16 protein-coding genes and 1 pseudogene are annotated in these 23,642 nt (G+C 53.2%); 10 read left to right on the top strand and 7 right to left on the bottom strand.

The features are described 5' to 3' along the window. Positions 1–180 precede the first annotated feature (180 nt). Positions 181–1,944, top strand: a complete 1,764-nt coding sequence (locus tag ACR0BU_RS23405) for a hypothetical protein (protein WP_480739252.1) — start codon at positions 181–183, stop codon at positions 1,942–1,944. A gap of 18 nt (positions 1,945–1,962) precedes the next feature. Beyond that, positions 1,963–3,438 carry a pentapeptide repeat-containing protein gene (locus tag ACR0BU_RS23400; protein WP_480739254.1) on the top strand — a complete coding sequence of 492 codons (1,476 nt, stop codon included), beginning with the start codon at positions 1,963–1,965 and terminating at the stop codon, positions 3,436–3,438. A gap of 101 nt (positions 3,439–3,539) precedes the next feature. Here the strand turns inward: ACR0BU_RS23400 and ACR0BU_RS23395 are convergent. Continuing rightward, a pseudogene (locus tag ACR0BU_RS23395) lies at positions 3,540–3,749 on the bottom strand (integrase); the annotation flags it as partial. A gap of 900 nt (positions 3,750–4,649) precedes the next feature. Here ACR0BU_RS23395 and ACR0BU_RS23390 point away from each other — a divergent pair. Next, positions 4,650–6,353: an Hsp70 family protein gene (locus ACR0BU_RS23390; protein WP_480739255.1), complete on the top strand. Its 1,704-nt coding sequence runs from the start codon at positions 4,650–4,652 to the stop codon at positions 6,351–6,353. Between the two features lie 82 nt (positions 6,354–6,435). Then, positions 6,436–8,739, top strand: coding sequence for a hypothetical protein (locus ACR0BU_RS23385; protein ID WP_480739257.1), 2,304 nt, complete (start codon positions 6,436–6,438; stop codon positions 8,737–8,739). Here the strand turns inward: ACR0BU_RS23385 and ACR0BU_RS23380 are convergent, their stop codons facing one another. The 5 genes from ACR0BU_RS23380 to ACR0BU_RS23360 all read right to left on the bottom strand — a co-directional run bounded on the left by ACR0BU_RS23380 (position 8,740) and on the right by ACR0BU_RS23360 (position 13,617). Next, positions 8,740–9,054 (bottom strand): Rid family hydrolase, encoded by a 315-nt coding sequence (locus tag ACR0BU_RS23380; protein ID WP_480739258.1) that lies wholly within the window; start codon positions 9,052–9,054, stop codon positions 8,740–8,742. Positions 9,055–9,414: 360 nt separating this feature from the next. After that, positions 9,415–9,852: a GNAT family N-acetyltransferase gene (locus ACR0BU_RS23375; RefSeq protein ID WP_480739260.1), complete on the bottom strand. Its 438-nt coding sequence runs from the start codon at positions 9,850–9,852 to the stop codon at positions 9,415–9,417. A 401-nt stretch (positions 9,853–10,253) separates the two neighbouring features. Beyond that, entirely contained in the window at positions 10,254–11,432 is a 1,179-nt protein-coding gene (locus ACR0BU_RS23370) for a carbohydrate porin (RefSeq protein ID WP_298938393.1), read from the bottom strand. Next, the gene (locus tag ACR0BU_RS23365) at positions 11,429–12,133 is read right to left on the bottom strand and encodes a DUF3299 domain-containing protein (RefSeq protein WP_298938391.1); all 705 of its coding nucleotides are present in this window, start codon (positions 12,131–12,133) and stop codon (positions 11,429–11,431) included. Before ACR0BU_RS23365 ends, ACR0BU_RS23370 begins: the two co-directional genes overlap by 4 nt. An 86-nt stretch (positions 12,134–12,219) precedes the next feature. After that, positions 12,220–13,617 (bottom strand): amidohydrolase family protein, encoded by a 1,398-nt coding sequence (locus ACR0BU_RS23360; RefSeq protein ID WP_085823390.1) that lies wholly within the window; start codon positions 13,615–13,617, stop codon positions 12,220–12,222. Positions 13,618–13,749: 132 nt separating this feature from the next. Here ACR0BU_RS23360 and ACR0BU_RS23355 point away from each other — a divergent pair, with 132 nt between their 5' ends. The 6 genes from ACR0BU_RS23355 to kdsA all read left to right on the top strand — a co-directional run bounded on the left by ACR0BU_RS23355 (position 13,750) and on the right by kdsA (position 19,377). Then, a complete protein-coding gene (locus tag ACR0BU_RS23355) occupies positions 13,750–14,760 on the top strand; it encodes an AraC family transcriptional regulator (RefSeq protein ID WP_480739262.1) in 1,011 nt (336 codons plus the stop codon). Positions 14,761–15,278: 518 nt separating this feature from the next. Beyond that, positions 15,279–16,025, top strand: a complete 747-nt coding sequence (locus ACR0BU_RS23350; protein WP_480739264.1) for an SH3 domain-containing protein — start codon at positions 15,279–15,281, stop codon at positions 16,023–16,025. Positions 16,026–16,305: 280 nt separating this feature from the next. Next, entirely contained in the window at positions 16,306–16,668 is a 363-nt protein-coding gene (locus ACR0BU_RS23345; protein ID WP_480739265.1) for a DUF1428 domain-containing protein, read from the top strand. A 230-nt stretch (positions 16,669–16,898) separates the two neighbouring features. Next, positions 16,899–17,390, top strand: coding sequence for a GNAT family N-acetyltransferase (locus ACR0BU_RS23340; protein WP_480739266.1), 492 nt, complete (start codon positions 16,899–16,901; stop codon positions 17,388–17,390). A gap of 225 nt (positions 17,391–17,615) precedes the next feature. Then, positions 17,616–18,161 (top strand): P-loop NTPase family protein, encoded by a 546-nt coding sequence (locus tag ACR0BU_RS23335; RefSeq protein WP_480739268.1) that lies wholly within the window; start codon positions 17,616–17,618, stop codon positions 18,159–18,161. Between the two features lie 370 nt (positions 18,162–18,531). Then, entirely contained in the window at positions 18,532–19,377 is an 846-nt protein-coding gene (gene kdsA / locus ACR0BU_RS23330; protein ID WP_480739269.1) for a 3-deoxy-8-phosphooctulonate synthase, read from the top strand. Between the two features lie 327 nt (positions 19,378–19,704). Here kdsA and ACR0BU_RS23325 read toward each other — a convergent pair whose 3' ends face one another. Beyond that, positions 19,705–23,601, bottom strand: a complete 3,897-nt coding sequence (locus ACR0BU_RS23325) for an autotransporter family protein (RefSeq protein ID WP_480739270.1) — start codon at positions 23,599–23,601, stop codon at positions 19,705–19,707. Between the last annotated feature and the right edge of the window lie 41 nt (positions 23,602–23,642).

Genomic DNA, 23,642 nt, shown 5'->3' with positions numbered 1-23,642 from the left:
CTATCGGGTCACGCCACTTCCGATTCTGCGTTACCTCCAAGGCTGGCAAAGATGAATATCCAACGTTCGCTCAAGTAACACGCAATCCAGCATGGGTCGAAGTGCACTAGGTGACTATGCAACATCATGAGTAACATCTATCCTATCCCGCATATTCAAGGTTTTTTGAGGTGCGGAAAGATGGAATTTCCCGAGAACCCAATTGCATTTCTTGATCTTCTTGCAACCCGTCACAAAGCCTGGCTGAAAGCGCGCCCAAGACGTGGTGAATCGATCCGCTATATGCGCGAAGCGGTCGATCAACAGGGCACCGGATCTGAGTTCATGGTGCATTATGTTCATAATCCGGAACCTGCCCAGCCCGATCCGACAGCCGAGGACACCGACCTCGCACTCCTGCAGCTTTACGCACACTGGCGGCAAGAACGCGGACTCAGGCCCATCGAGCCTTGGGATGGTTCCCGGTTGCGACCGTGGCTGCCAGAAGAGAGCAATCCGGCGGTGCCTGCACTCCTGCAGGGTAATCTATCCCATTTCAACGATGCCTATGTGAGATGGGGCCGCAACAAAGAGTGGCCAGCGATCGATGTACTCGGCAATGCGATTGAGCAATACTTCGCGGACATCAGACATCACAGCATTTGGTCAAGGCCTGTCAATGGCGGCAAGCTTCGCCTCTACCGCCACAATGAGCTGAACAATATCGAGACAGCATCCTACAGCATCCGGTTCTGGGGCTTTCTGCAGTGGGCGGATGATCTACGCCGGACCTTGGCCGGCGAAAAGATCGAGACCTATCCCCATGACAAGTGGTCTGACATCACCTTCATGGATCAATTTAACCAGGATCATTTCCCCTGGCACGATGATGTGTTCGGGAATGGCCGGTGCCCGAAATGGCACAGCCAGTTCGGCGAGAAAGCCCGTCACAAATACCCGATGAACACCTATGGCTTCGGGTTGGAGTTCCTCGAATTCCACAGCGATCTTCTCGATGCTTACAATGATTATCTTGCACGCTGGGGCAGACCACCGACCACGAGCTGGCGAGACGGCGAACAACCCTGGGAGCCTGGTATTCATCATTCCGCGCATATTCTAAAGCAGGCCGGGTTTGGTCCCTGGGGCATTGGCGGGACCAACGGCGAGGCGCTTGCGCCTGAGCTTTTTGCACCGGCCTTGCTCGATCCGGATCTGTCAAAGTTCAATACGGGCACCGAGCTTGGCGCTTATCTTGAGGGCTTCGGAGTGCGGTATCACGGCGCGGGCCATCTTGAGCATTGCGATATTCGTGATCCTTACACGAACAACTATTCGCTCCGCTTCTTCCATTGGCATCAGTGGATCGATGATCTCTACAAGAAGCTGTTGGCGCAGGGAAAACCGCATGTTTCCGAGGCGGCCGACGAGCAGCTGGGGGACAAGGTCAAAGACGCGTTCTTCGAACGCTTTGCTTCGCCGCTTGAACTGAAATTCCCTCTGACCGGCACCTGGACCTATCGCAGCTTCCATAATGACGCGGACAGGAATGATCAGAACCTTGCTGCCCTTTGGTTTGTCGCGGACCTGACCCTTGAGCAGGCCGGGAATGGCCAGATCACCGGCACGCTACAAGGTGGGCATCCGGACCCGAATCCCGATTATGTCTACAGTGTTGAGGGATTTTATGATGACCGCAATGTTGTCTACGAGCTGACACCGGATTGGTGGGAACAGCGCGAGATCATCGTCCTGACCGCGAAGGGTGCAACGCCCGTTACAGACGGCCATGTCTATGAGTACCGTGGCCACCTGGTGGCCGATTGGCCGAACGGAAAGGACCGGTTGCCCGCTTTGGTCGGATCTGTTTTGCGCGCAAGACGGCCGGATGATCCCACAAAAGAAGGCAAAGTCGGATCCTTCGTCGCGGTTCTGCAACCCGACGAGGCGCCCGCGGTCGCCTAAACGCACGGGGAGGCGGCAATGACACAGACAGACACGGACCAGGGAAGCTCAAAGACCCCGGTTCTGAAAACGCTCGCCTGGGCGACGCAACCGGGTCTGATTTACGGGATCGGGTTTGGGATCGCCTTTACGGTGGCGTTCATCGTGAGCGCACAGCTTGGGATCATCACCAATGTGCTGATCGGCTTCCTAGCGCTGTTGTTTTTGTCCGTCTTCGGAGCCTTGTTCTTTTTCTTCATGGCCCAGGCCCTGTCCCGAAAGTTCAGCTTGAAGGATGTGTTGGCGTCGGCCGGCGAGGCCTATGGCCCGAAGCAAATTCTTTCGGATGTGCGCACCTTCGCTGACAAAGACGCTGTTGATGAGGTCGAGTGCGAGGAGGTCGAAAACCGGCTCGGCAACACACTGTCCGGTCTTTTCGTACTCGCCGGCAGTGCGATTGGCCGGTATTTTAGTCTGGTGTTTTTGGTCAGCGTTTTGGGTGGAGCGGCGACCTTTGCGATCTTTGCCGCAACCTTCATTCAGGCAGAGCGCCTGGCCGTTCAAAACCGTCTCATTGAAAACCAATTGCATCTGGCGGAGGCGCAGAGACAAACGGCGTTGGCTGTGTCTTTGGAGAACCTCGAGACGGAACTTGTGCGCCTGCAGGGCTCGGGCGGCGAGATCGAGTTACCCGAACCTCTGATCTTGAAGATCGTCGCGCTGAGCCGGACATTTCGACCCTACCGCTTCGTGGAATACTCTCTGCAGAACACCCTCAATGTGGTTCAGCAGGATCTTCTGCCCTTTGATGCGGAGTTCGGCGTGCGTTTGACGCGGACGCCGCTTAGTCAGGAGCGATCCCGATTGTTGTCGCAGATCGTCTTCGCGCCGATATCCAACATGGGCGACCTCCATCAGAAGGGCCCAGTGTTTCAGTTCTCAGATTTCCGGGAGTACTTTCTGAGCGAGGTTAAGCTGGACTGTTTTGATCTGCGCAGCAGCGATTTTCGCGAGTCCTATGGATTCGCGGCGAGCTTTAGGGGTGCCCAGCTTCAACGCGCCGATTTCAGCTATGCCAACATGACCGGCGTCAATTTCTCAACGGCTGTGACGGAAGAAGAAAACCCGCCCTGTCCAGATACGATTGGTGCCTTTCACCCTGACCGCATCACAAATCTTGCAAATGCGAATTTTAGCTTTGCGCGTTTAAACCACGCGAACTTTGATGGGGCGATCTTGGAGGGCGCAAACCTAACAAACACGGTGCTCTTCGGCGCAACGTTTTTGGAAACAGACATCTCGTCCACGAGCTTTGAGAACGCAATCATCAGTTCCGGCGATGAAGCTCCGGACATTGGAGCAATAGCTGAGGGTTTTTTTGGTGAAGCGAGTAGCGAAGCTAAGTCGGAATTTATCCGCCATTGGATGGTGGTTTCGGCGAAACCAAATCATCCTTTTCTCAATCAATCGGATTTGGACGACACCATCTACTACGTATTGAAACCAAGGCGTTGAGGCACAGTTCTCTCGCAACACGACCCGCCTGATTTTGCACCAGAATGCTGAAAATCTGTTCTTCGGTGAAGCGGCTTTTCTTCATCGACTGGCTCGTCTGTTGGAGAAAGGTACTCAGACCCGATCATGAGCTCATCTTCCATCCACTTCTCGACGGAAGCACGTGTACCTTCGGAAATTTCGAAGCGTACAGGTTTCTGGGTTTTGCTTTGCAGAACGGACGCGAGCTCTTTGATCTGCCCCGACGCCATGACATCGGCTACTTTCATTTTCATCAGATCACAGCCGCGGAGTTTGCTGTCGATAGCCATATTGAACAATGCAAGGTCACGATGGTTCTCGGCCAACTCAAGTCTAACGCGGATCTCCGCAGACTGTGAGTTGGGACAGACACAAATTTTGGCAGCGCAGCGAATGGCCGCTAAGCGGGCAGCTGACGCAGAATTCGGTTGCTGTGCTCAAAGTCGGCTCTGGGCCGGACTACCATGCTGCGTTTGCAAAGACGTAAAACCAAAGCAAAGGTCGGTAAGGGCTCAAACTGCTATCCTTGGTGTGACGACTATATCGAGTTTCTCTCGGGTGCCCAGGCTCAACAAGATTTGCTGCACAGTTGAATGGGGCTCAGTTCGAATTGGGGCTGATCTCGCCCTCTACCACCCGTTCCACTTCACTTTCAGTTTTTACACAAGACAAATTCGAACCGCCAAAGGTGGGAACTGGTTTTGCTATCCAGGGGCCGTTACGCCTTAAGCATGAGTTATGCAACAACGCCCGCCACACGGCCAAATCATAGTAAGGGCCTATTAAAATATAGCCTCTCAGTATTTCTTAATGCAGCAACCTAGTCGTAGAATTTGGGCGTCCGAAGCGATGTTTGCCGACCGCAATTGGATTGATGTCATAGGTAAGGAAAGATGAGATTAGACAGGCTACGATTACGAGGCCGATGTGGCGTAAAAAACGATTTATTTCTCGCCTCCACCATTTAAGACCTCCGCAAACTGGCCAAGATCTTTCCTGCACCGCAGCAAACGCGAAAAGCATGACTAAAGAGACGCACCCAGAAAACTCTGAACATCGATTTCTGCACCAGGGAAACGTTATTGCCGAACACCATGGGCGGGATGCTGGCATCCCCAGATTTGTCAACATTGCGCATAGCTGGTTCAGGTCTCGCACGAAAATTAGTCATAAATTGCAGGAGGTTCGCGTTGCTGGCGGTCGGAATTGATCTTGGAACAACCCATTCACTGGTATCGACTATACGCGAAAACGGCGAGGTTGATCTGATCAAAGGTAGCAATGGTAGTGTTCTGACGCCTTCGGTCGTTGGGCTATCGGACGATTTTACGTTGTTGGTGGGATCATCGGCCCAGGCACGCTTGGTTAGTTGCCCTGAAAAGACAATCGCCAGCTTTAAGCGGACAATGGGCACATCCAAGACTTACGAGATTGGGCGGCAATCCTACAATTCCAGCGAACTGTCAGCAATAATTCTTCGCAAACTCGGGGCTGATTTGGCAGCCAATGAAGGCGCGGTGGAAATTGGTGCATTGGTGATCTCGGTTCCGGCATATTTCAATTCGACACAACGCGAAGCGACGATGCTGGCTGCCGAACTCGCGGGATTGCCACGCCCGCATTTGATCAATGAACCCACAGCCGCCGCCATGGCTTATGGGCTTCATGCAAAGGATATCGAACAAACCATCATGGTCCTGGATCTTGGCGGAGGTACGTTCGATGTTTCAATCGTTGAGATGTTCGAAGGGGTTATGGAAGTTCGGTCCAGTTCCGGGGATACGCAACTGGGTGGTGAAGATTTCACTCAAGCGGTTCTCGCAGACATTCTGAACCTGAATGACCTGGATGCCAGGAAGATCAAGACCAATGAACGTGCCCAACTGAACATGGCAGCCGAAGCGATAAAGCACCGTTTGTCTTCTGCGGATCAGGCGGAGGTTACGATCAACTTATCAAAACGCTCAATTGAGTATTCGTTGACGCGCGACCGGTTCGAAGAGATCTGCGGAGATCTTTTGCTTAGGATGCGGCGACCAATTGAGCAATCACTATATGATGCTCGGTTGAACGCAGATCAGATTGATCGAGTGGTCTTGGTCGGCGGCGCGACACGCATGTCGATGGTGCGGGGCCTAGCGGCGCGCTTACTACGTAAACTGCCTGAAGCTGGTCTGGACCCGGATCAGGTTGTTGCCTACGGCGCAGCTGTTCAAGCCGGATTGCTGCGCAATGACGAAGCGTTGTCGGATATGGTTATGACGGACGTCGCCCCGTTTTCGCTGGGCATTCGTTCGAATATCGAGACGCAGACCGGCAGTATTCCCAACGGTTTCGCCCCGATAATAGAGCGAAACACGATCTTACCTGCATCGCGAATGAGTCACTTCTGGACTATGGAAGACAGGCAAACTCGGATCGATGTAGATGTCTATCAAGGTGAATCTCCGATCGCGGCTGAGAACATTAAAATCGGACATATGTCAGTGCAAGTCCCCCCAAATCAAAAGGGAAAGGAATCAATTGCGGTCCGATTTTCCTATGATACGAGCGGTTTGTTGCAGGTTGACGTGACGGTCACATCCACGGGCTTGTCACGCCAGTTAGTGATTGAAGGTAACGCAGCTTCACTTTCGAGCGCGGAAAAAACGGCCCGTTTGCGGGCATTGGATGCCTTCAAGGTTCATCCAAGGGAAGACGAAGAAAACATAGCTCTGCTAGAAAAGCTCAAGGGCCTATATGCGATGCTACTTGGCGTAGATCGTACGGAAGTCACAAACCTAATTTCCGAGTTTGAGCAAGTATTGGGCAAACAAGATCCGCGTGAAATCGCGAGATGCCGGGAGCAGTTGCTTCAAAACATCGAAAGCATTGAGCGTAACTATGTCCGGTAAGTCTGGGGTTTTTCCGTGGAACATTCTGGGTCTGGATGGGCCTGGGCCTGACAAGGAAATTCGCAAAGCCTATGCGCGCGAATTGAAAGCTCTGAACCGCCAGACGGATCCCGAAGGGTTCCAGGCTTTGCGTCAGGCGTATGAGTTCGCGCGACAGATGGCAGCCAACGATGAAGCGGCTCAGGCGCAAAGCCATGAAGATGCAATCAGATCGGAACCTCCTACGAATGAAGAAGGCAAAGCAACCGCTGAGGAAGATACCCCAAAGTCTGGAGAATCAGTAGTATCGATCAATCACGACGACACAGAATTCGTCGAGATGCCCGGACAGGTTGCCGCTGCCACAGCCTATCAAGATCTTTTGGTTAGGATGCGTTATCTGGTTGAAAGTCGGGATTACGACGTCGCCACCTGGACGATCTTGCTGAACGACAGGTTGCTTGACGAATTCTCGAGTGCTCGGGATTTCGAGCAAGCTCTGGTAGTTTGCTTGGCCGAGAACGAATTTTCCGGTTGCGATGAGTTCAAGAAGTTCATCTCGGCAGACAAAGAATGGGTCGAACTGATCGAACGGCGCTACGGCTGGATCGAAGATGGCCTGAAATTCGAGCGACGGTTTCCCGGTCATCGGAAACTGCGACGCGCGATGGTGGCAAAACGCGAACTTCTAAACAAAGATGGGCAACAGGCCGCGGTTCAATTTAAAACACCCAGAGTGCCATTAGATGAACGACTTGCCAGTTTTGCGTTGCATCCCAAGATGGTTTGGTTGGCATTTTTTGCTACGTGCTTAGCGTGGATCTATGTTTTCGAGCCCTTTCACCCATTCGCTATCATCGTTCCAATCATTCTTGCAGGTGGATCATATTTCGCCTTTGAGTGGATTTACTCGCTACTAGACAAACCGTTGGTCACCAGGAGTGGACTGGTACGAGCAAAGCTGACTTTTCTTTACAAGTATCTGGTTGGAAGAGGCCTTGCACAGGTTACGGTTGGCATGATCGCGTGGGCAGGTTTCCTAACAATGGGCGGTTTTCTGTTTGTACCGACCGAAGCACCAAGAGGTGCTCCCCGTGTACATTTTTTTGTAACTGATGAGTTTTCGCGCGTCCAAAACCAGCTGGATACGGAGGGCGATAATGGCCAGTTGAGCAGACATTCCTGGCAGGTGATATCTGATTACGACCCGCAATCCCAGTCTGTGGATGAGTTCTTGACCCAGCTCGGAACGCCATATCCATTGATCGCGTTTGATCAGCTTCGTGACATGTATGACGTTGAAAAACAGGTTGTTTCAGAATCGTATGCCGACGCAGAAGAAGATCCAATTCCAATGCGCACACAAACGATGGTAAGCTGTCGCCGAACGGGCAGATGTTCGGCCCTGATTGAAACAGGAGCATTGATTCAAGTTGAGTCCTTTGCGCCGCATGTGAACATCGTATCGCGCAGACTAGCAGACACACCTGTCGTGCAATTGCGCTCGGATGAAGGCGACCAGAAATACCTGGAACCATCTGTTCTGTTCGAAACCAAAATGGATTTCATCGTAAACGCCGACACTAGGAAGCTGGTAAATTGGTTTAATCAAAACGTGAATCGGTTCAGTTTTGAGACGCTTGAAGCCACTGCAAAGGTCGCTGCACCTACAGGCGAAAGCGTACTCTCATTAACGGTTAGTCTAGCGAAACCCAGTGAAATCGGCTGGCGTGTAGTAGGATGCGCGGCATCGGTCCTACGTCACGTCGAATACAAGCATGTATTCGAGATTAACCAAAATAAAGATGACCTGATCGAAGAACTATGCTCGGTTAGAGAAGAACAACTGACCCTATTAATGCGAGCATGCCCTCAGCCGCCCGGAGCAGAACGCGCCCTTTGCCCACCAAGGCGAGCACTGCCCGTAGAGTACGTACGTGCGGAGAACAGTTCCAGCCATGCGTTGAGAACAGAGTACTTTATCGATCCAAGTGTTCCGGCAGTCCGTGATGGTGTTTTCCAAGAGGTGTTGGATACAGATGGGGATCGATTTGTTTTGGCTTTTTTGGACCGCTGGTCCGGGCGCACCCCGCGAATGGACGCGAGTACCCGCAAGCGTTCTGAAGAGATATCTGATCAGATCATTCGCGATTATCTGACTGTTTTTTGGAATACTACGCTACCTGATTCTCTGGCGTCTTACCTGGTTGAATATCCGGAAATTCAAGGCGAGCGTACCGCGCCGACCGACCATAAGCTAAAAGAGGCAGTTCGGCGCCAACCCCAACTAACACGCTATTATCGGGTTGACGAAAAGGCTGCGCACGCAATTCTGGTCGATATGTTCGCTTTCCTGAGCCGAACGAAAATGCTGAGACATGAGACAATACCAATGCGTGTGAACTAGTTATACTGCACACTTTTCATTCTCATCTGCTTTTACTGAGCAGCCTGATCTGACTGGTCCAATCCAGTCAAGCCAGACACTGTCTAAATCGGGCTTTTGTCTTACGTCATTGAGATAGACTGTTGCCTGAAGCATGCCAGCTAATCCGCTATCCGCAGCTTCTAGAATGCGTCTGAGTTCATTCCGTGTATTTTGCGTCTGCGCAATTATACCGTCTGCCAAACTTGGATCGGTTGCCACAGCGCAAACAATCCCATCCGACACGACCGCTTCACACCTACCTAATCCTTCGTATGGAAATCTTTTGATCGTCATGTGTCACTTCCTGATGCTCCGCACTTCTTTACGTAACCTAGGCGACTGTGAGTAGGTGATTCGATTGCGAAAGCCGTCATTCGAAACGCGGAGTTTAACGACAGCAATAGTCCACACTTCCGCCACTTTCCACCTGGTTTTAAATGTCCAGAATGTGCGGATTGCTACATGCTGCAAGTGCGAAGCCTGAAGGCACGGTGAAGGTCCGGTCAGGGCTCATTCCACCATTCGGACTTGTCGCAGAGAGGGTCTGGTGCGAGCTCGTTTTGGCGGCCGGCGCTTGCACGGCGAAGACCGGATTCGAATGCGTTGAAAGGATACGGGTCTTAGAAGTTGATGAGCTGTTTCACGGAACGAAGACTAGCGGGTCAAGCGTAGCGCCATGTCTATGTGTAAGATACCTGCATCCAAGTATTGTTGTCCTTCTTCACGAAACCCCAGTCTTCGATAAAAACTGAGCGCACGAACCTGAGCGCCGAGACGGACGAACTTAGCGTTCGTGGATTTACCTGCACGTTCTACTATAAACTGAATGATTTTCGCACCGATGTCTTTTCCACGCTCTTCTATTGGAACACAAACGCGTTGAATTTTGACATAGTCGTCAACCAAACGAAAGCGCGCAGCTCCCACCGGTGTATCTCCAATCTCAGCGAGAACGTGCGAACACTCGTCGTCTTCTCCGTCTACCTCTTCTTCTTCGGAAACACCTTGTTCTTCAACAAACACCGCCCATCGAATTTTCATGCAGGTAGCAATATCGTCCCGTTGTTCAACAATTCTAATGGATGTCGGCATGTTCTCTAGTCTCGTTTTCTCACAATACTTAAGTTCTTATGACTAATCCTCTTCAGGCCGTCCATCTCTACCATTCGGTGCGAAACCGGTCATTGGCGCGTCCGCAGCGAAAGCGTGCTTCGTCCACACTCGCCTTTAGTCGTCAGCATTTCCAATGTCTCGTTTGCATTATTAGCGACGTGCTGCACGAGCGAAGCAATGGAGGAGGGCGAAAGTCTGGTAGGGGCTCTTTCTACCAATTCAGGCTTGTCGCAGAGAATATCCGCGGCGAGCCCAAAGTTACCGGGTGCTGCAGTCCGCGCTAACGGTGGCAACGCGCAGAAAGCAGGCTTTGCAAAGTCCTGTTGATCTCCCTTAGTCGCCCTTTGGCACTGCCGCTTACCTATTGCATTCACCCCGCATTAGAAAACGATCTGGGTTCTTAGACCGAACAGAGTAATCTGGTCCTGATTGGGATTCAGAAGCGGGTCGGAAATGAATTGTACCGATGGCGTGATCTGCAGTCCGGGCGAGATTGAAAAACGGTAGAATGCTTCGAGCGTGAACTGGTCACCGTCTATGCCTCTTGCCTCGGCCCAGTTCAGGCCCAGCCCGGCCAGGTCAGTATTGTGACCGTAATATCCCAGACCTGCAGAGATGGACCGATCGTAAAGCGCCGCTGTTCCTTTAGAGGCCCCTGCCCGAAAGAATGGCATCCATTTATTGCCAACAAACCATGCCGCTGAAAATGCAGCCCCATAGTCTTCAGGGCGACTGCCATCGTCGGCTGCATCCGCATGCCAAAGGGTCAGGTGGATATTGTCGAAGTAAATGCGATCGAAGCCGGAGGTGTAACCAAGCTCGAGTGACTTGAAGAGATTGCCATCGCTAAACACATCAAAGTTTGGATCAGACGGGTCGGCGTTTGCGTCTGAGACGCTCGCAACAGCGTAGATGTTTTCGCTCAACTTTATCCCACCGGCAATGCCAAGACCTTGGTTGGGCGCGTTAATTGTCGGATTGGTATTAAAAGACAGGTTTTGGAAACCACTGTAAGGGCTGACCAACCCATAGATATCCACAAAGTCCGTTACATCAATCTGCCCAACTTGCAGCGTCCACGCGCCGTTCTCGGCCCTTTGGGTCCAGAACAGGTTGGTCAGCAGCAAACCATTATCGTTGAAGGCTGTCCCAGTGATCGAAAGTGCTCCGCCATCCAGCCCAAGAAACTGTGGGGCAACATCGGTGTAACTGTGCCGGTCTTCGATCTTGAATGTCAAAGAGCCGCGTTCAGTTGCCTGCCAACTACCGTAAAAACGCGCAATTCCGCTTGCTGCTTCGCCGGTTCCCAGATCAGCATTCGTGGATTGGCCCAATGCCAAGTAGTCAATATTGAAACGAAATCCTTCCTCGGCCAGTCGGTCTTTCCACTGAAACCAACCCGGAGCTATATTGCGTGGAAAATCGGAACGGTATTGCGGATCGGTTAGCCCATCTCCGGGCTTTAGATCAGCTTCAACCGAAGATGGCCCGGATAGTCCCTGAGCCGACGCTACGCCAGCAATGGCAATACTCAATGCGGTAACCAGAAGTCTTATCATTCAGACGCCTTTGCCCCTCCGGTCTTGCGATGACCTGCCGCTCGGATGCGATCAGCAGCACGTTGCTTCCATTCCAGCCCGTCTGCTTCAGTTTCCAGAGTTTCGACACGTTCCGTCTCTAACTGGAAAGTCGCATTCATTGGCATGAGGCCGTCCACAACCATCATATTCTGAACAGAAGGATCGATAGTCAGCGTGCCCGTCAGCCGAACGGGTTCGTGGTAATAGCTGGGCGTCCAGTCGCCATTCAACCGCACACGGATCATCTGGTTGGGCGGAGGTGGGGGCATGTGACTGCACATCCCGCGTTCTGGCACCAAATACGCCACAGGCCGACCGTCCGGATCACTCGGAGCAGGAATGGCAAAGCCCGCGAGTGTGATTGTTTGACCGTCGAATTGCAGATTTCCGTTCGTCCCAGCCTTTCTTCGACGTTCCGTTACAACCTCTCGCTGATCGAGTAGCCAGTCGACATCAATTCCATCAGCCGCCAAGGCATCCTCAGTCTCGGTCAGAAGCTCTTGCCATTTCTGCCTCTCTTCTTCGCTGCCACTATCCTGCCGTAGCCTGCCGCGCAGCCGTACGACGTAAAGGACATCGTCGAACTGTTTCGCGCTAAGTTCGCGATAGGGGTCTTCAAAGACCTGCGCGGACGGGTCAGGCAGGTCAGACCAGTCCAACGCGGTTCCTGGCGTCGCCATGACAGGATGACCACACCAAACCAACCCTGCAAATACTAAGGAGCGAAACCAATGGTGCATAAATACTCTCCGGCTGTTTAGACAGGTCAATCCAATGTGTTTTTGTAGATGACGCCGTCCTTCATGATCAGGCGGATCGTATCTGGGCTTTCAGGCCTCGGGTCGGCACCGAACCACTGATCACCCGTGCCAACAACCGAGAAGTCTTCAAGTGGGTTTCCGTCGATCAGCAGGATGTCCGCATAGGCCCCTTCCTCGATCACACCCAGTTTTCCAGCGGTATACGGGTTCATAAAATCCCCTGACAGAGCGACAACTTCACCGCCCGTCGATGTCAGTGTCACCATGGACGTATAGGGGCCGAAAAAATCATTGTTTAAGTGTTTTTCGTAGGCAATCTGGATATTGCACGCCTCTACCGAACCAACACAGTCTGTCTGAAAACCCCGCTTCACCGGGCATTCTTTCATATTGTCGATATAGCCTGCAAATGTGGCCGAGGCAGACTTTGCCTTGGCAAGGCTCGCCGGAACATTCGCCACAGCTGGAATGTCGAGAAGGCCGGGGTCAAATGCCGTTAGGTTTGTTGTAATGTACGCACCCTTCTCGTTCATGACTTCGGCAATTTCGCAGTCAAAAGAAAAACCATGTTCGATTGACATAACACCTGCGTCGAGCGCACTCAGGATAGCTTCTTTACGATAGGAATGCGCCATGACATAGCTGCCATATTCATTCGCGACCTGCACGGCGGCTCTGATTTCTTCGGGCGACCCGGCCAGCAATTGCCAAGGGTCGAATGCCGACACGACTCCACCGGATTGCATGAATTTCAATTGCGTCGCGCCCATACGAAAGTTGTTACGTGCGAATTTATAGACGTCATCAACACCACTGACCTCCTGAGCCATGTTCAGCCGACCCATGTTGGTCTCCGAACCAGGTGGTGCTGTGAAATTCGCGAAGTCAGCGTGACCACCGCGTGTTCCAATAAACGCCCCAGATGGATAGTAACGAGGGCCCTCGATTTGCCCCGAGTCTATCGCCCTACGTAGTCCGCCATTAGCGCCACCAGCATCCCGGACAGTGGTGAAACCCTGCATCAAATACATCTCGGCCATCCGCGCACCGTGTATGGCAAAGTCCTCCCAGGTCGTGTTGGCCTCCATCGCAGGCAAGGTCGGCCCCATCAGCATGAGATGCGCGTGCAGTTCAATAAACCCGGGGGTCAATGTCCGCCCCTCTCCGTCAATGACTGTAGCATTGGGGGCATCGATCGCATCGGTTGATACGGACTTAATCAGGTTGCCCTCGACTAATACGCTGGCATTCTCGATGCGCTGTTCATTCACGCCATCGAAGATGTGCACGTTGGTAAACAAAGTTTGGGGTTCTTCTTGACCCTGAGCCTGCGCGGACGCTGAAAAAGAAAGACCTGCAGCGACAATTACCGTCGAGCAAAGCGACATTCGTAGACCGGACATAGGTACTCCTTCATATTCATGTTTTGCCAACTGTAGTCCGGAAAATTTTGCCTCGGTTGCCACTTTCGAATTGGCATGTTCGAATGTGATCGTAAAAATGGCCACTGAATATAAATACCAATCATCACAAGGGTGACGAGCTTGCCTTTCAACTCCACCTCTAAAGAGCATAGCGAGGGCTTTATTCGCCTCTCCTTAGCCGCTCCGTTTTTGCAATATCTCACCGAACGCAAGATCAATCCGCAACCAGCATTGGACCAGGTCGGATTGAGAGCCGAACTGTTGTCTGACCCATCCGTGTTCGTTCACTCAGAGCTGGTCTACGGTTTGGTGAATGCCTTCTCAGAAGTATCAGGGGATCGATACCTAGGACTGAATGTAGGGGAGGCGTTTGACCTACAAGGATGGCCGCCCTTCGCTCAAGCCTTGCAATCTACAAAAACGCTATTCGAGTTTTTTACCCGCTTTGTTGGGCTCGTACCGCAGGAGTCCAATTCTGTGCGGCACAGCCTTGTGATTGAAGCAGACAAGGCGACTTATCGTATCGAGAGGCAACAGGAACCAACTGTCCCACCCATTCAGGTGACCGGTTTTGGTGCCGCAATCTATGTACGCCTATTGCAGACCGTCGTCGGAGATTCTTGGGATTCTTCGCGTGTGCGATGGGAAAGCAGATACATCAATGGGCTGCCTATCGACTACAAAGGGATCGAGGTTGGCCTTGGGACTGATCCCGGAATGCAAATTAGTTTTCCTGTGGGATGGTTGTTTTTGCACCATGTCTCTGAGGGCTCTGCCAAGCCCATAGCTTCACCTCAACAAGAGGAAGAAGTAACCGTGGTCGCAGCTTTGCGCTCTGTCTTACGCGACAAACTAGATGAAACCGATTTGGGACCTGAGATGGTGGCTGGAATGCTGGGAATACAACCGGAACGGTTTCTGAAAGCGCTTCAGCGACAAGGAACAACGCTACCCCGTGAAATCAAACGGCTGCGTGTCGATGTCGCCAAAGAGCACCTCAATGAAGACCAGATGACAATTGCGGAGATCGGTCTGATGCTCGGCTATTCCGACAAGTCCCATTTCACTCGCTTTTTCCGAGGTCAAACCGGAATGACACCGACTAAGTTCCGAAGCAAGTAAATGTGGTCGAGCCAAAAGAAAACTTGGTTGGGAACGTACGATTAGGGCTGCGAGCGGTCATTTATCGTTCAGCATCCGACGGCAGCATTGTCCGCCATTCGGCCATCTGACACTGGGATTTGAACGTCCGGAATGTGCGGCTTGCGACTTGCTGCACGAGCGAAGCCTCAAAGTGCGATGAAGGTCTGGTAAGGGCTCTGACCACCAGTCGATGCAAGTCGCAGAGTAAGTCGGCAGCGAGCCCAATTTTCCGTTTTTCAACGCAGCGAATGAGGGCCGCTATGAGAACATCAGATTTTCAAAAACTTTATGGATTTTTAGCGCAGATCAAGTTCTCACCTTTGGGAACAGTATCAGGGAAACCGGGTTTCCTGTTAAAAAGGAAGGGTTTGCCATTGTTAAGGTCCGCTAAGGCCGATAATTCGAATTGTATTAACGCTTATCCGGGACTTGGGTCCACCCTAGTCGGATAGATTTTTCAGATAACACCATATTGGTGACGGCAAAGGATGTTAAATTTGGAAGATAACATTGGTCTCGCCTCAGTTGCAGCGATTGCATCATTGATTTCTCTTGCCGCAGTCATTTATCCATTCAAGCCGTTCAAAAAAAGATGGACAGCATTGCTATCATCCATCCTCTGTTTCGTTCTTGTTGGCATGTTTGCGGCGACACCGGAAGGTGTTCAAACCACATCGGGCGAGGTTGATCAGTCGCCAAACGATCCCAAGCACTGGGTTATTTCCGAACGTTTGAATCGCCGAACCTGCCCTTCAGTAGATTGCGGAATTGTCGGACAGTTGTTTTTTCGGGAAGGTACAAGAATCCTTGAGAGACGCGGCAAATGGGCACGAATTACCATGCCCTATGATGCTTCTTGTGTAGGTGGGCGCAGCGAGTATGTAGACACGGGTGACGCATCTTGCGATCCATCGAATGGAATCTCTGGTGGGAAATTTTCCGAGTGGGTATCAACCGAGTTCCTGTCAAATGATCGACCGTCAGATCCAGCAGAAAGTGCTTTAGATACAGAGCGTATGATTGCAGGATCTGATGACTTCGCACGCTATCGAACCACATTTACAACAGCAGCTCAGTCTCTCATTGCCCAAGGGAGATGCACGGGCGGTGACTTCCTCGAAATGGGGGGATGGGTGAAATCATCGAACCATAGGAATGAACCAATCTATTTCGCTTACTGCGGCGGCTCCACTACTGCAAACCGGCTATACTTGAATGCGGTGACAGGGGACGTTTTCAAATAATCCAAGGGCCATTATTTTTCGAGAGCCAGACGGCTGCAAAGTCCGTCCGCTCGCCTTTTATTGAACCTTGCTGAATGTCCAGTTTCTGCGGTTTGAGACTTGCTGCACGAGCGAAACCGGCAACAACAGTAAAGGTCTGGTCAGGGCTCTGACCGCCAGTCGGTTCGAGCCGCAGAGAAAGGGGGGTGCGAGCCCGAAGCGACCTGTTTCCAACCATTCGCCAGACTCCTTACCATTGGATCGAATCCGGTTCGCAAAATCAACATAAGGGAGATCAAATATGTACATCGTCGGATTTGTAATCCCGGTGCCAGAGGAAAGACTCAATGATTTTAAGGTGTGGTCGCAACGTTCGACCAAACTACTGATGGAATATGGATGCATGGAGGTTGTCGAGGCTTGGGAAGACAACGTGCCTTCCGGAAAACACACAGATTTTCGACGGGCCGTAAAGTCGAAGAGTGATGAGAAAATTGTGTTCTCATGGCAAAAGTGGCCGGATAAAGAAAGCGTTGATGCGGTCGAAAGAGCTATGTCCGAGGATCCCCGTTTTGATCCGCCTGGAGAGGTTCCATTTGATCAACAACGTCTTATCGTGGGAGGCTTCGCACCGATCACCTATAGCAAGGGCGTTAAGAGCTGAGCCGCATGTCCATGGTCCGCTTCGTCCCGCGACCAGTGAATTCGTCGATCAAACCTTGAAGGTCTGCAATGGCCAACCAAACCTGACGAATGCAAACGCAGCGGTCAAAAAGACCGGGAACGGCCGGTTGGGGCTCTTTTGACCAGTAGTCCCTGCGATCCGCAGTGAACGACGGCACCGAGCCCTTAGCGTTGGTTGCTAAACGGCGCGAGCGAAGGTAGCTCCGTAGTATGAAATATACCTTGGGATTTCCGATCAAAGCACAGGCCAAACAGATTTGCGCGATCTGGGAAGCCGGGTGGCACGAAGCTCATGCCAACATTGTACCGGCTAGCCTGCGCGAAGTGCGCACTGCCAGCAGCTTCTTTGACCGTACCATTGCAAATCTTGCAAGCACGCGGATAGCGAGTGACGGCGCCGAAGTGCTCGGGTTTTGCATGGTCAAGGAAAATGAACTTTATCAGATGTATGTATCGCGGCGCGCGCGGGGAGCCGGTATAGCTCAAGCGCTGATTGAAGACGCTGAAGAACGTATCCGACTTGCTGGGCACAATGCAGCTTGGCTTGCCTGTGCGATTGGAAACGACCGAGCAGGTCGCTTCTATGAAAAGTCCGGGTGGACCAACACGGGTCCGCGAATTGTAGAATTCAACACTTCGGAAGGAACTTTTCCTTTGGAGGTATCAAGATTTGAGAAAATTCTGGAGAATAACAACGTCTAATGAGTCCACTCTCTCGCCTTTCCAATCTGGGAAATCCAACGTCCGGTTTCTGCGATCCACGACGTGCTGCGCTAGCAAAATCACTCGTGCTAGCGGAGGTCCGGAAAGGGCTCAAACTGGAGGTCAAATCGGAAAGCAGAATACGAATTCAACCGGTTAGCATGCAATCGCAATCAGGCAGATGCACCTATTGCACCCGCTGCCGTCTTTTATCACCATAAGGTTATGCAGCGCGTGATGATCATCGGACAACCCGGATCGGGGAAATCGACCCTTGCACGCCGTTTGGGGGCTTTAACCTTCTTGCCGGTTGTCCATATCGATCACATCCACTGGAAATCCGGCTGGATCGAGAGAGACCGGACGGAAAAGACGAAGATGACACTTGAGGTCATAAAAGACCCGCAGTGGATATTTGAAGGGGGTCATAGCGCTACATGGCACGAGCGGTTGGACCGAGCGGACACCCTAATCTGGCTGGATATTCCCTTGAACTTGAGGGCATGGCGCGTCTTGCGGCGCACTTTGCTCTACTATGGCCGGACCCGCCCGGATCTTCCTGATGGATGCCCGGAAAAGCTTAGCTTGGAGTTCTGGTCCTGGATCTGGCGGACCCGCCACACAGGGCGCCAGAAAATGCGGACGCTCTGTGACAATGCACCGGCCGACAAAACTATCTACCACATAACCTCTTCAAGAGAGGTCAACACTTTCTTTTCAAACCTCAGCGAAGCTATAGCAATTGGCAATTTGGGAATTCCCCACCGCTGATGGCACTTTACTAGGCCTCGACAATTGCCTCTTTGCTCATTCAGGTTTGGGCGGAGTAGCCATTGAATTTGGCTCCACTCTTTTCTCGGAAGCTGCAAAGCTCAATTGTGAAAGTCCGCTCTGGGCTGGGACCATCATGCTGCGTTTGCAATTACCTAAGACTGGGGCAACGGCAGCAACGGGCTCATTCGACCAATTCAGGATTGTCGCAGAGAATGGCCGCATCGAGCCCATCATCACCGATGCTGTAGTCTGTATGAACGTCCGCTAAACTGAATCTGCGACTGGGTTGGTGTTAGGGAAACAAGGGATATTATAATGTTTCTGCTGTGCTAGAAGCTTTCATGAAAGAAAGAGCAGGAGACACCAATTGGCTGATGTTACGGTAGCAAATATCCCTATAGGCAACCGCAATGCGATGACACTGATAGGTGGGATGAATGTCATCGAATCCCGCGACCTTGCTCTTCGCGTTGCTGAAACGTTCGTCTCAGTTACACAGGAACTAGAGATCCCCTACATTTTCAAAGCTTCGTTTGACAAGGCAAACAGATCATCGATCCACTCATTTAGAGGACCAGGACTGGACGAGGGACTGAAGGTGCTCTCAGATGTTAAGTCCGAGTTTGGCGTGCCCGTTATTACAGACGTACATGAAGTGTCACAGGCCCAACCAACAGCCGAGGTTTGCGATGTATTGCAGGTGCCCGCTTTTCTGGCACGTCAGACTGACCTGATAGCCGCCGTAGCTGCCACAGGCGCAGCAATTAATCTGAAGAAACCTCAGTTCATGAGTCCACCGCAGGTTAAGAATCTTGTCGAGAAGCTGAGAGAGTGTGGCAACAGTCGTGTAATGCTTTGCGAACGAGGATCATGTTTTGGATACGATAACTTGGTTGTTGATATGCTCGGCATCAGAACGATGCGGGAAAGTAGTGAAGATGCCCCGGTCATTTTCGATGTAACTCATGCTCTGCAAATCAGAGATGCGGCAGCAAATGCGTCCGGTGGGCGGCGCAGCCAAGTTGCTGAACTTGGACGGTCGGGCTTAGCAGTGGGTATCGCAGGCTTGTTTCTAGAAGCACATCCTGATCCGGACAACGCCAAGTGTGATGGTCCAAGCGCGTTACCATTGGATCGCTTGCGCGATTTTCTGACGCAGATGAAAGCGGTTGACGACTTAGTTAAGGGAATGCCCGATTTAGAGTTGGGCTGAGCAACTTATAAAAAGCTTCGCCCCGCTACGACGCTCTTGTCTGCTCTGGTGTCTTTCAAGAAGCAGCCATTGGTCTAAGTGTGGCGAAAGTCGGCAAAGTCCTGCGAAGCTGCCTTAGGTCACTGGTACTACTAATGTCCGGTTTGCGCCGTTCACGACTTGCCGCCCGAACGAAACTGAAAACAACAGTGAAGGGCCGGTCAGGGCTCATTCTACCAATTCAGGCTTGTCGCGGAGAATTGGCTGATATTCGGCGTGGTCGGTGCGCTGCTCCTGAATTGCCTGTTTGCTGACGTTCCAGTCCTCACAACGACCAGACCCACCCCCTCAGAACACCACTTTGAGGCCTGCATTTGCACTCAGAGCGCTGGTATCACCGGCGTTGCTGAGCCCGGTGGCATAAGAGGCTTCGCCAAAGAGATCCACGCGGTCGGTCAGGGCGTAGTTGCCGCCGAAGCCGACCCCAACGGCCCAGGGCTCACTCTCGGTCGTCAGGGTCGCCCCCGCAACATTCACCTCACTGCCCGCGCCAAACTCATGGAACAGGTTCACGATGCCATAAAGGCGACGCGTCTCCTGTGCCTCCTGCGCACCAAACTCAAGCCCAAGCCGCAGCTGCTGGCTGGACGCATCCTCAAGCGTCACCTGCTCCCCGTAGCGCTCACCCTCAAAGTCATCAAACGCAACAGAGGACAGGCTCAGCTGCGCCTGCGGGATCACCGTCAGCCGGGCGCCCAGGTCAAGCTGCTGTCCCGCCTCCACCGACAGCGCATAGCCGGTGCCGCCGTTGCCCTCGGTCAGGGTTCCAATCCTGTCGGCCTCGAGGTCGCTGGAGTAGGAGGCAAACGTGAACTGCCCGTCGACATAAAACCGGCGATTGTCATACCACGTAGCAGCCAGACCCAGACCCAGGCCCGTGGTGTCAATCGACCCGTCCCCAAACTCAGAGGTCACCGACGCACTGCCCGTGGCGTAGGAGAACTGCAGTCCGCCCACAAGAAGGCCCGCACCGCTCTCGCTCAGGACAACATCCCCACCGATCTCCATCTCCCAGATACTGCTGTCGAGCGCGGCCCCTGTTGTGCTGTGTTCTTCAGACAGCGTGACCTGTTCTGTCCCCATCTGGAACCACAGCGGGGAGCCTGCGCTTTGAGTGGCTGGGCCACCGTCCCAGGCCAGGCTCCGGAAGTCTTCCGAGCTGCCCCGTTTGCGCAGCGACGCAGGGCCATTGAGGGCCAGCAGCGACTGGCCATAGCTGTCATAGATCGGCGCAGAGGGTTGCCAGTTTCTCCCACCGCTCTCCGACAGCGCGCTCAACACCCAACCGCGGCCAGTCTCGGCCAGTGTATAGAGGTAGGCACCTGCGATCACCGCTTGCGCCCCGTCCGACATCACATGGTTGCCACCCACAAGGGTGAAGGTCGCGTCACCAGACTCGCCGTCAACAGTGACCACGTCGATCGCAAGCGGGGCGCCTTCCGCACCGACGCCGCCCACGCTGGCAATCAACACCTCCATATCGCCTGACACATCGCCGATGAAGTGAAGTATGTCGGTGTCCGTGCCATCCATACGCGCATCCAGGGCAAAAACATCCGATCCCATGTCCGACCCGGTGTAATTGCCCTCAACTCTGATCACGTCCCCCGTATTCCCGTCCTGCACGCTGAAGACCACGGAGCCCTCATTGGTCACTTTAGGACCTGCGATGGTCATACCACCTTCCCCACCGAACGCGCGGAACACAGACCCGGCGTCGATCGAGAGATCCATATCCACCGTGGTGACCCCAGACAGGCGCAGCGTCGTGTCATTCAGCGTGACGCTCTCCCAATTGAGGAAGTTCGCAGCTATGTTGCTGATGGTCTGGCCGTGCAGGGTCAGCTGATCGTTGTCGCCCGCACCGCCGTCCAGAACGTGGGACCCAACATAGGTGGTGTCGGCAAAAATCGTGACGGTATCGTTGCCCTCACCGCCATAAATGCCACCGGTGAAGCGGCCATCTTCTATCTTCAGGATATTTTTACCCCCCACAAGACGAATATCCCCGGTGAAACGGCCACGTTCCAAGGTCAAGGTATTGTTGCCCTCACTGCCATAAACATTACCGGTGATGCTGCCATCTGTCACAATCAGCCTGTCGTCACCGGCATAAAGAAGAATATCGCCGGTGATTGTCCCGGCAGAGGTGATGGTCGCTGTGCCATCGTCGTCTGCTGTCACAGCACCAGCTTTCCCGGCAGTCACCGTGTGTATCGCAACACCAGACGCATCCGCAGTCACTGTGGCGGTGACGGCAATATCAATCGTCCCGGGGTCGCTGGATATCGTTCGGATCGCGGCACCATTGCCAGCGCCGCCCGTCACAGTCCCGGCCGCGTCTATGTCAAAGCCTCTTGCACCTAACTGAACAAGGTCGTTCGGGGTGCTGGCGTCGTCATCCGCATCCACTAAATTCCCTGAAATGCGAATCCCGTCTGAACCCGATCCTAAAGCCGTGACCTCGGCAAGCGCACCCACGGTGACAAACGCCTTCGCCTGCGTCGCCGAGCCCGGATCAGTCCGCTCGCCGTTCACTTTCGCCTGCGCTTCGGATTCCGCCCAAATCCCGTGAGACCCATTCCCACGCGTGATGACTGTGCCGCGCTGCATCTCCACAATCACATCACCAAAGCCAGAGGTGTCCGCCAAAATCCCATGGGACCCACCTCCATCCCCCGTCCCCTCCGTCTCGATAGACCCTCCGTCCATGAAAACCTTCGATTCTTGTTCATTGTTCGAGTTGTCAATCCGCGCATAAAGCCCGTAAGAACCACTGTCATTCGTGGTGATCCTGCCGCCGCCCATGCTCACCAGTGCTTTGCCAAGGATGCCCTTTGCCTGCGCATAAGCTCCATGGGCACTGTGAGCGTTAATGGTGATCGTCCCGGCACTCATTTTAGCCTCAGCCACCCCCGCAGCCGTCGCTCTCCCGTCCGCGGTGGTCTGATCCTCGTGGGGATTGGCAAACGCCTGAATCCCGTGAGATCGGTTTCCATGCGTCGTGATCGTGCCACTAGTGCCATCCATTTCCGCAGTCGCATTGCCAAGGGCATCGTTCAACGCCCGAACCCCGGATGAATTTTTACGGATCGTCTCGATCTCACCTCCGGTCATTTTCGCCGTCGCCTTGGCCTTACTATCACCATCAGGGATGTACCCGAGTTGCGCCAAAAGAGCGTGCGCGTCCCCGCTCCTTCTCAGTTCCTCTGGCGTCCCCGCATATTCCACTACCTCCTCCCCATGTGTGGTGATTTTGCCGCCAGACATATGCACGAATGCCTCTGCATTTTCGTTGATGCCACCGGTCGTGGCCCGCAGGCCAATACCGTTAATATTCCGCGTCTCGATCTCCCCTGTAGTCATTGACGCCGTCGCCCTACCCTCATAATCCGCGCTGTTGTTGTCGGTGGATGCATTAACCGCGACTCTTAAGCCTAGGCCCGCCGCTACCACGATTTTGCCGCCCCTCATTTCCACAGTCGCATTGCCAAAGCCACTGGTGAACGCCGAAACCCCCTCGGATAAGCTACCGTCAGCAACAGTAATCTTTCCTCCGGTCATGACCGCCTTGGCCTCGGCTGCGCTCGCATTGTTGTCAATCTGCGCCCTAAGCCCTGCAGAAAGATCACTATAGATAGTGATGTTATCCTCATCATCCTGAATATCGAGGCCGTCCTCACCACCCAGTTGGGCCTTCACATTTCCAGTACCTGTGGTGCGCGCAGAAACCCCGTGATTGAAGTAATTGTCGCGCGTGACGTTGGCCTCAGCAGTAACCTTCCCGTTCTGCATGTGCACAAAAACATCCTCGTTACCCACATAATCCAAAGTCACCCCACGGCCGAGCACAGTGAATTCAGGATGGTCCGGCAGTACCAGGGTGTGAACCGCCATTGCTTCGGTAAAGACGATGCCATCAACGTAGGGGTCATTGCCAGGAAAGGTATCGAAAGGGGGGACTGTGGGGATAGCGTCCGGGCCACATTGGGCGTAGCCGAATGAATCATAAGTACAGGCGGCCTGTGCTGCGCTGCCGCTGAACAGCACTGCAACCGTCGCCACCACCGACAAACCTGGCGCAATGCTCGCCACGCGCCCCTTGAATTTGGTCAAACGACCACCCCGAACCGAGACGTTGTGTGAGTGAAGGGCGGGCTGGGTGTCTGAGGACTGGTTTGTCATTTTGAAACACTCCTGTGAGGGGCATTGAGTACGGTCGGGAA

The organism is Ruegeria sp. CK2 (assembly GCF_056536585.1).
The sequence above is the reverse complement of the archived record's forward strand: the minus strand, read 5'-3'. Positions and strand labels throughout refer to the sequence as shown.

What these genes read in the sequence shown, in the direction of transcription:
- ACR0BU_RS23405 (WP_480739252.1), top strand. Translation starts at nt 181, where the DNA reads ATGGAATTTCCCGAGAACCCAATTGCATTTCTTGATCTTCTTGCAACC.
- ACR0BU_RS23400 (WP_480739254.1), top strand. Translation starts at nt 1,963, where the DNA reads ATGACACAGACAGACACGGACCAGGGAAGCTCAAAGACCCCGGTTCTG.
- ACR0BU_RS23380 (WP_480739258.1), bottom strand. Translation starts at nt 9,054, where the DNA reads ATGACGATCAAAAGATTTCCATACGAAGGATTAGGTAGGTGTGAAGCG.
- ACR0BU_RS23375 (WP_480739260.1), bottom strand. Translation starts at nt 9,852, where the DNA reads ATGCCGACATCCATTAGAATTGTTGAACAACGGGACGATATTGCTACC.
- ACR0BU_RS23370 (WP_298938393.1), bottom strand. Translation starts at nt 11,432, where the DNA reads ATGATAAGACTTCTGGTTACCGCATTGAGTATTGCCATTGCTGGCGTA.
- ACR0BU_RS23365 (WP_298938391.1), bottom strand. Translation starts at nt 12,133, where the DNA reads ATGGCGACGCCAGGAACCGCGTTGGACTGGTCTGACCTGCCTGACCCG.
- ACR0BU_RS23360 (WP_085823390.1), bottom strand. Translation starts at nt 13,617, where the DNA reads ATGTCCGGTCTACGAATGTCGCTTTGCTCGACGGTAATTGTCGCTGCA.
- ACR0BU_RS23345 (WP_480739265.1), top strand. Translation starts at nt 16,306, where the DNA reads ATGTACATCGTCGGATTTGTAATCCCGGTGCCAGAGGAAAGACTCAAT.
- ACR0BU_RS23340 (WP_480739266.1), top strand. Translation starts at nt 16,899, where the DNA reads ATGAAATATACCTTGGGATTTCCGATCAAAGCACAGGCCAAACAGATT.
- ACR0BU_RS23335 (WP_480739268.1), top strand. Translation starts at nt 17,616, where the DNA reads ATGCAGCGCGTGATGATCATCGGACAACCCGGATCGGGGAAATCGACC.
- ACR0BU_RS23325 (WP_480739270.1), bottom strand. Translation starts at nt 23,601, where the DNA reads ATGACAAACCAGTCCTCAGACACCCAGCCCGCCCTTCACTCACACAAC.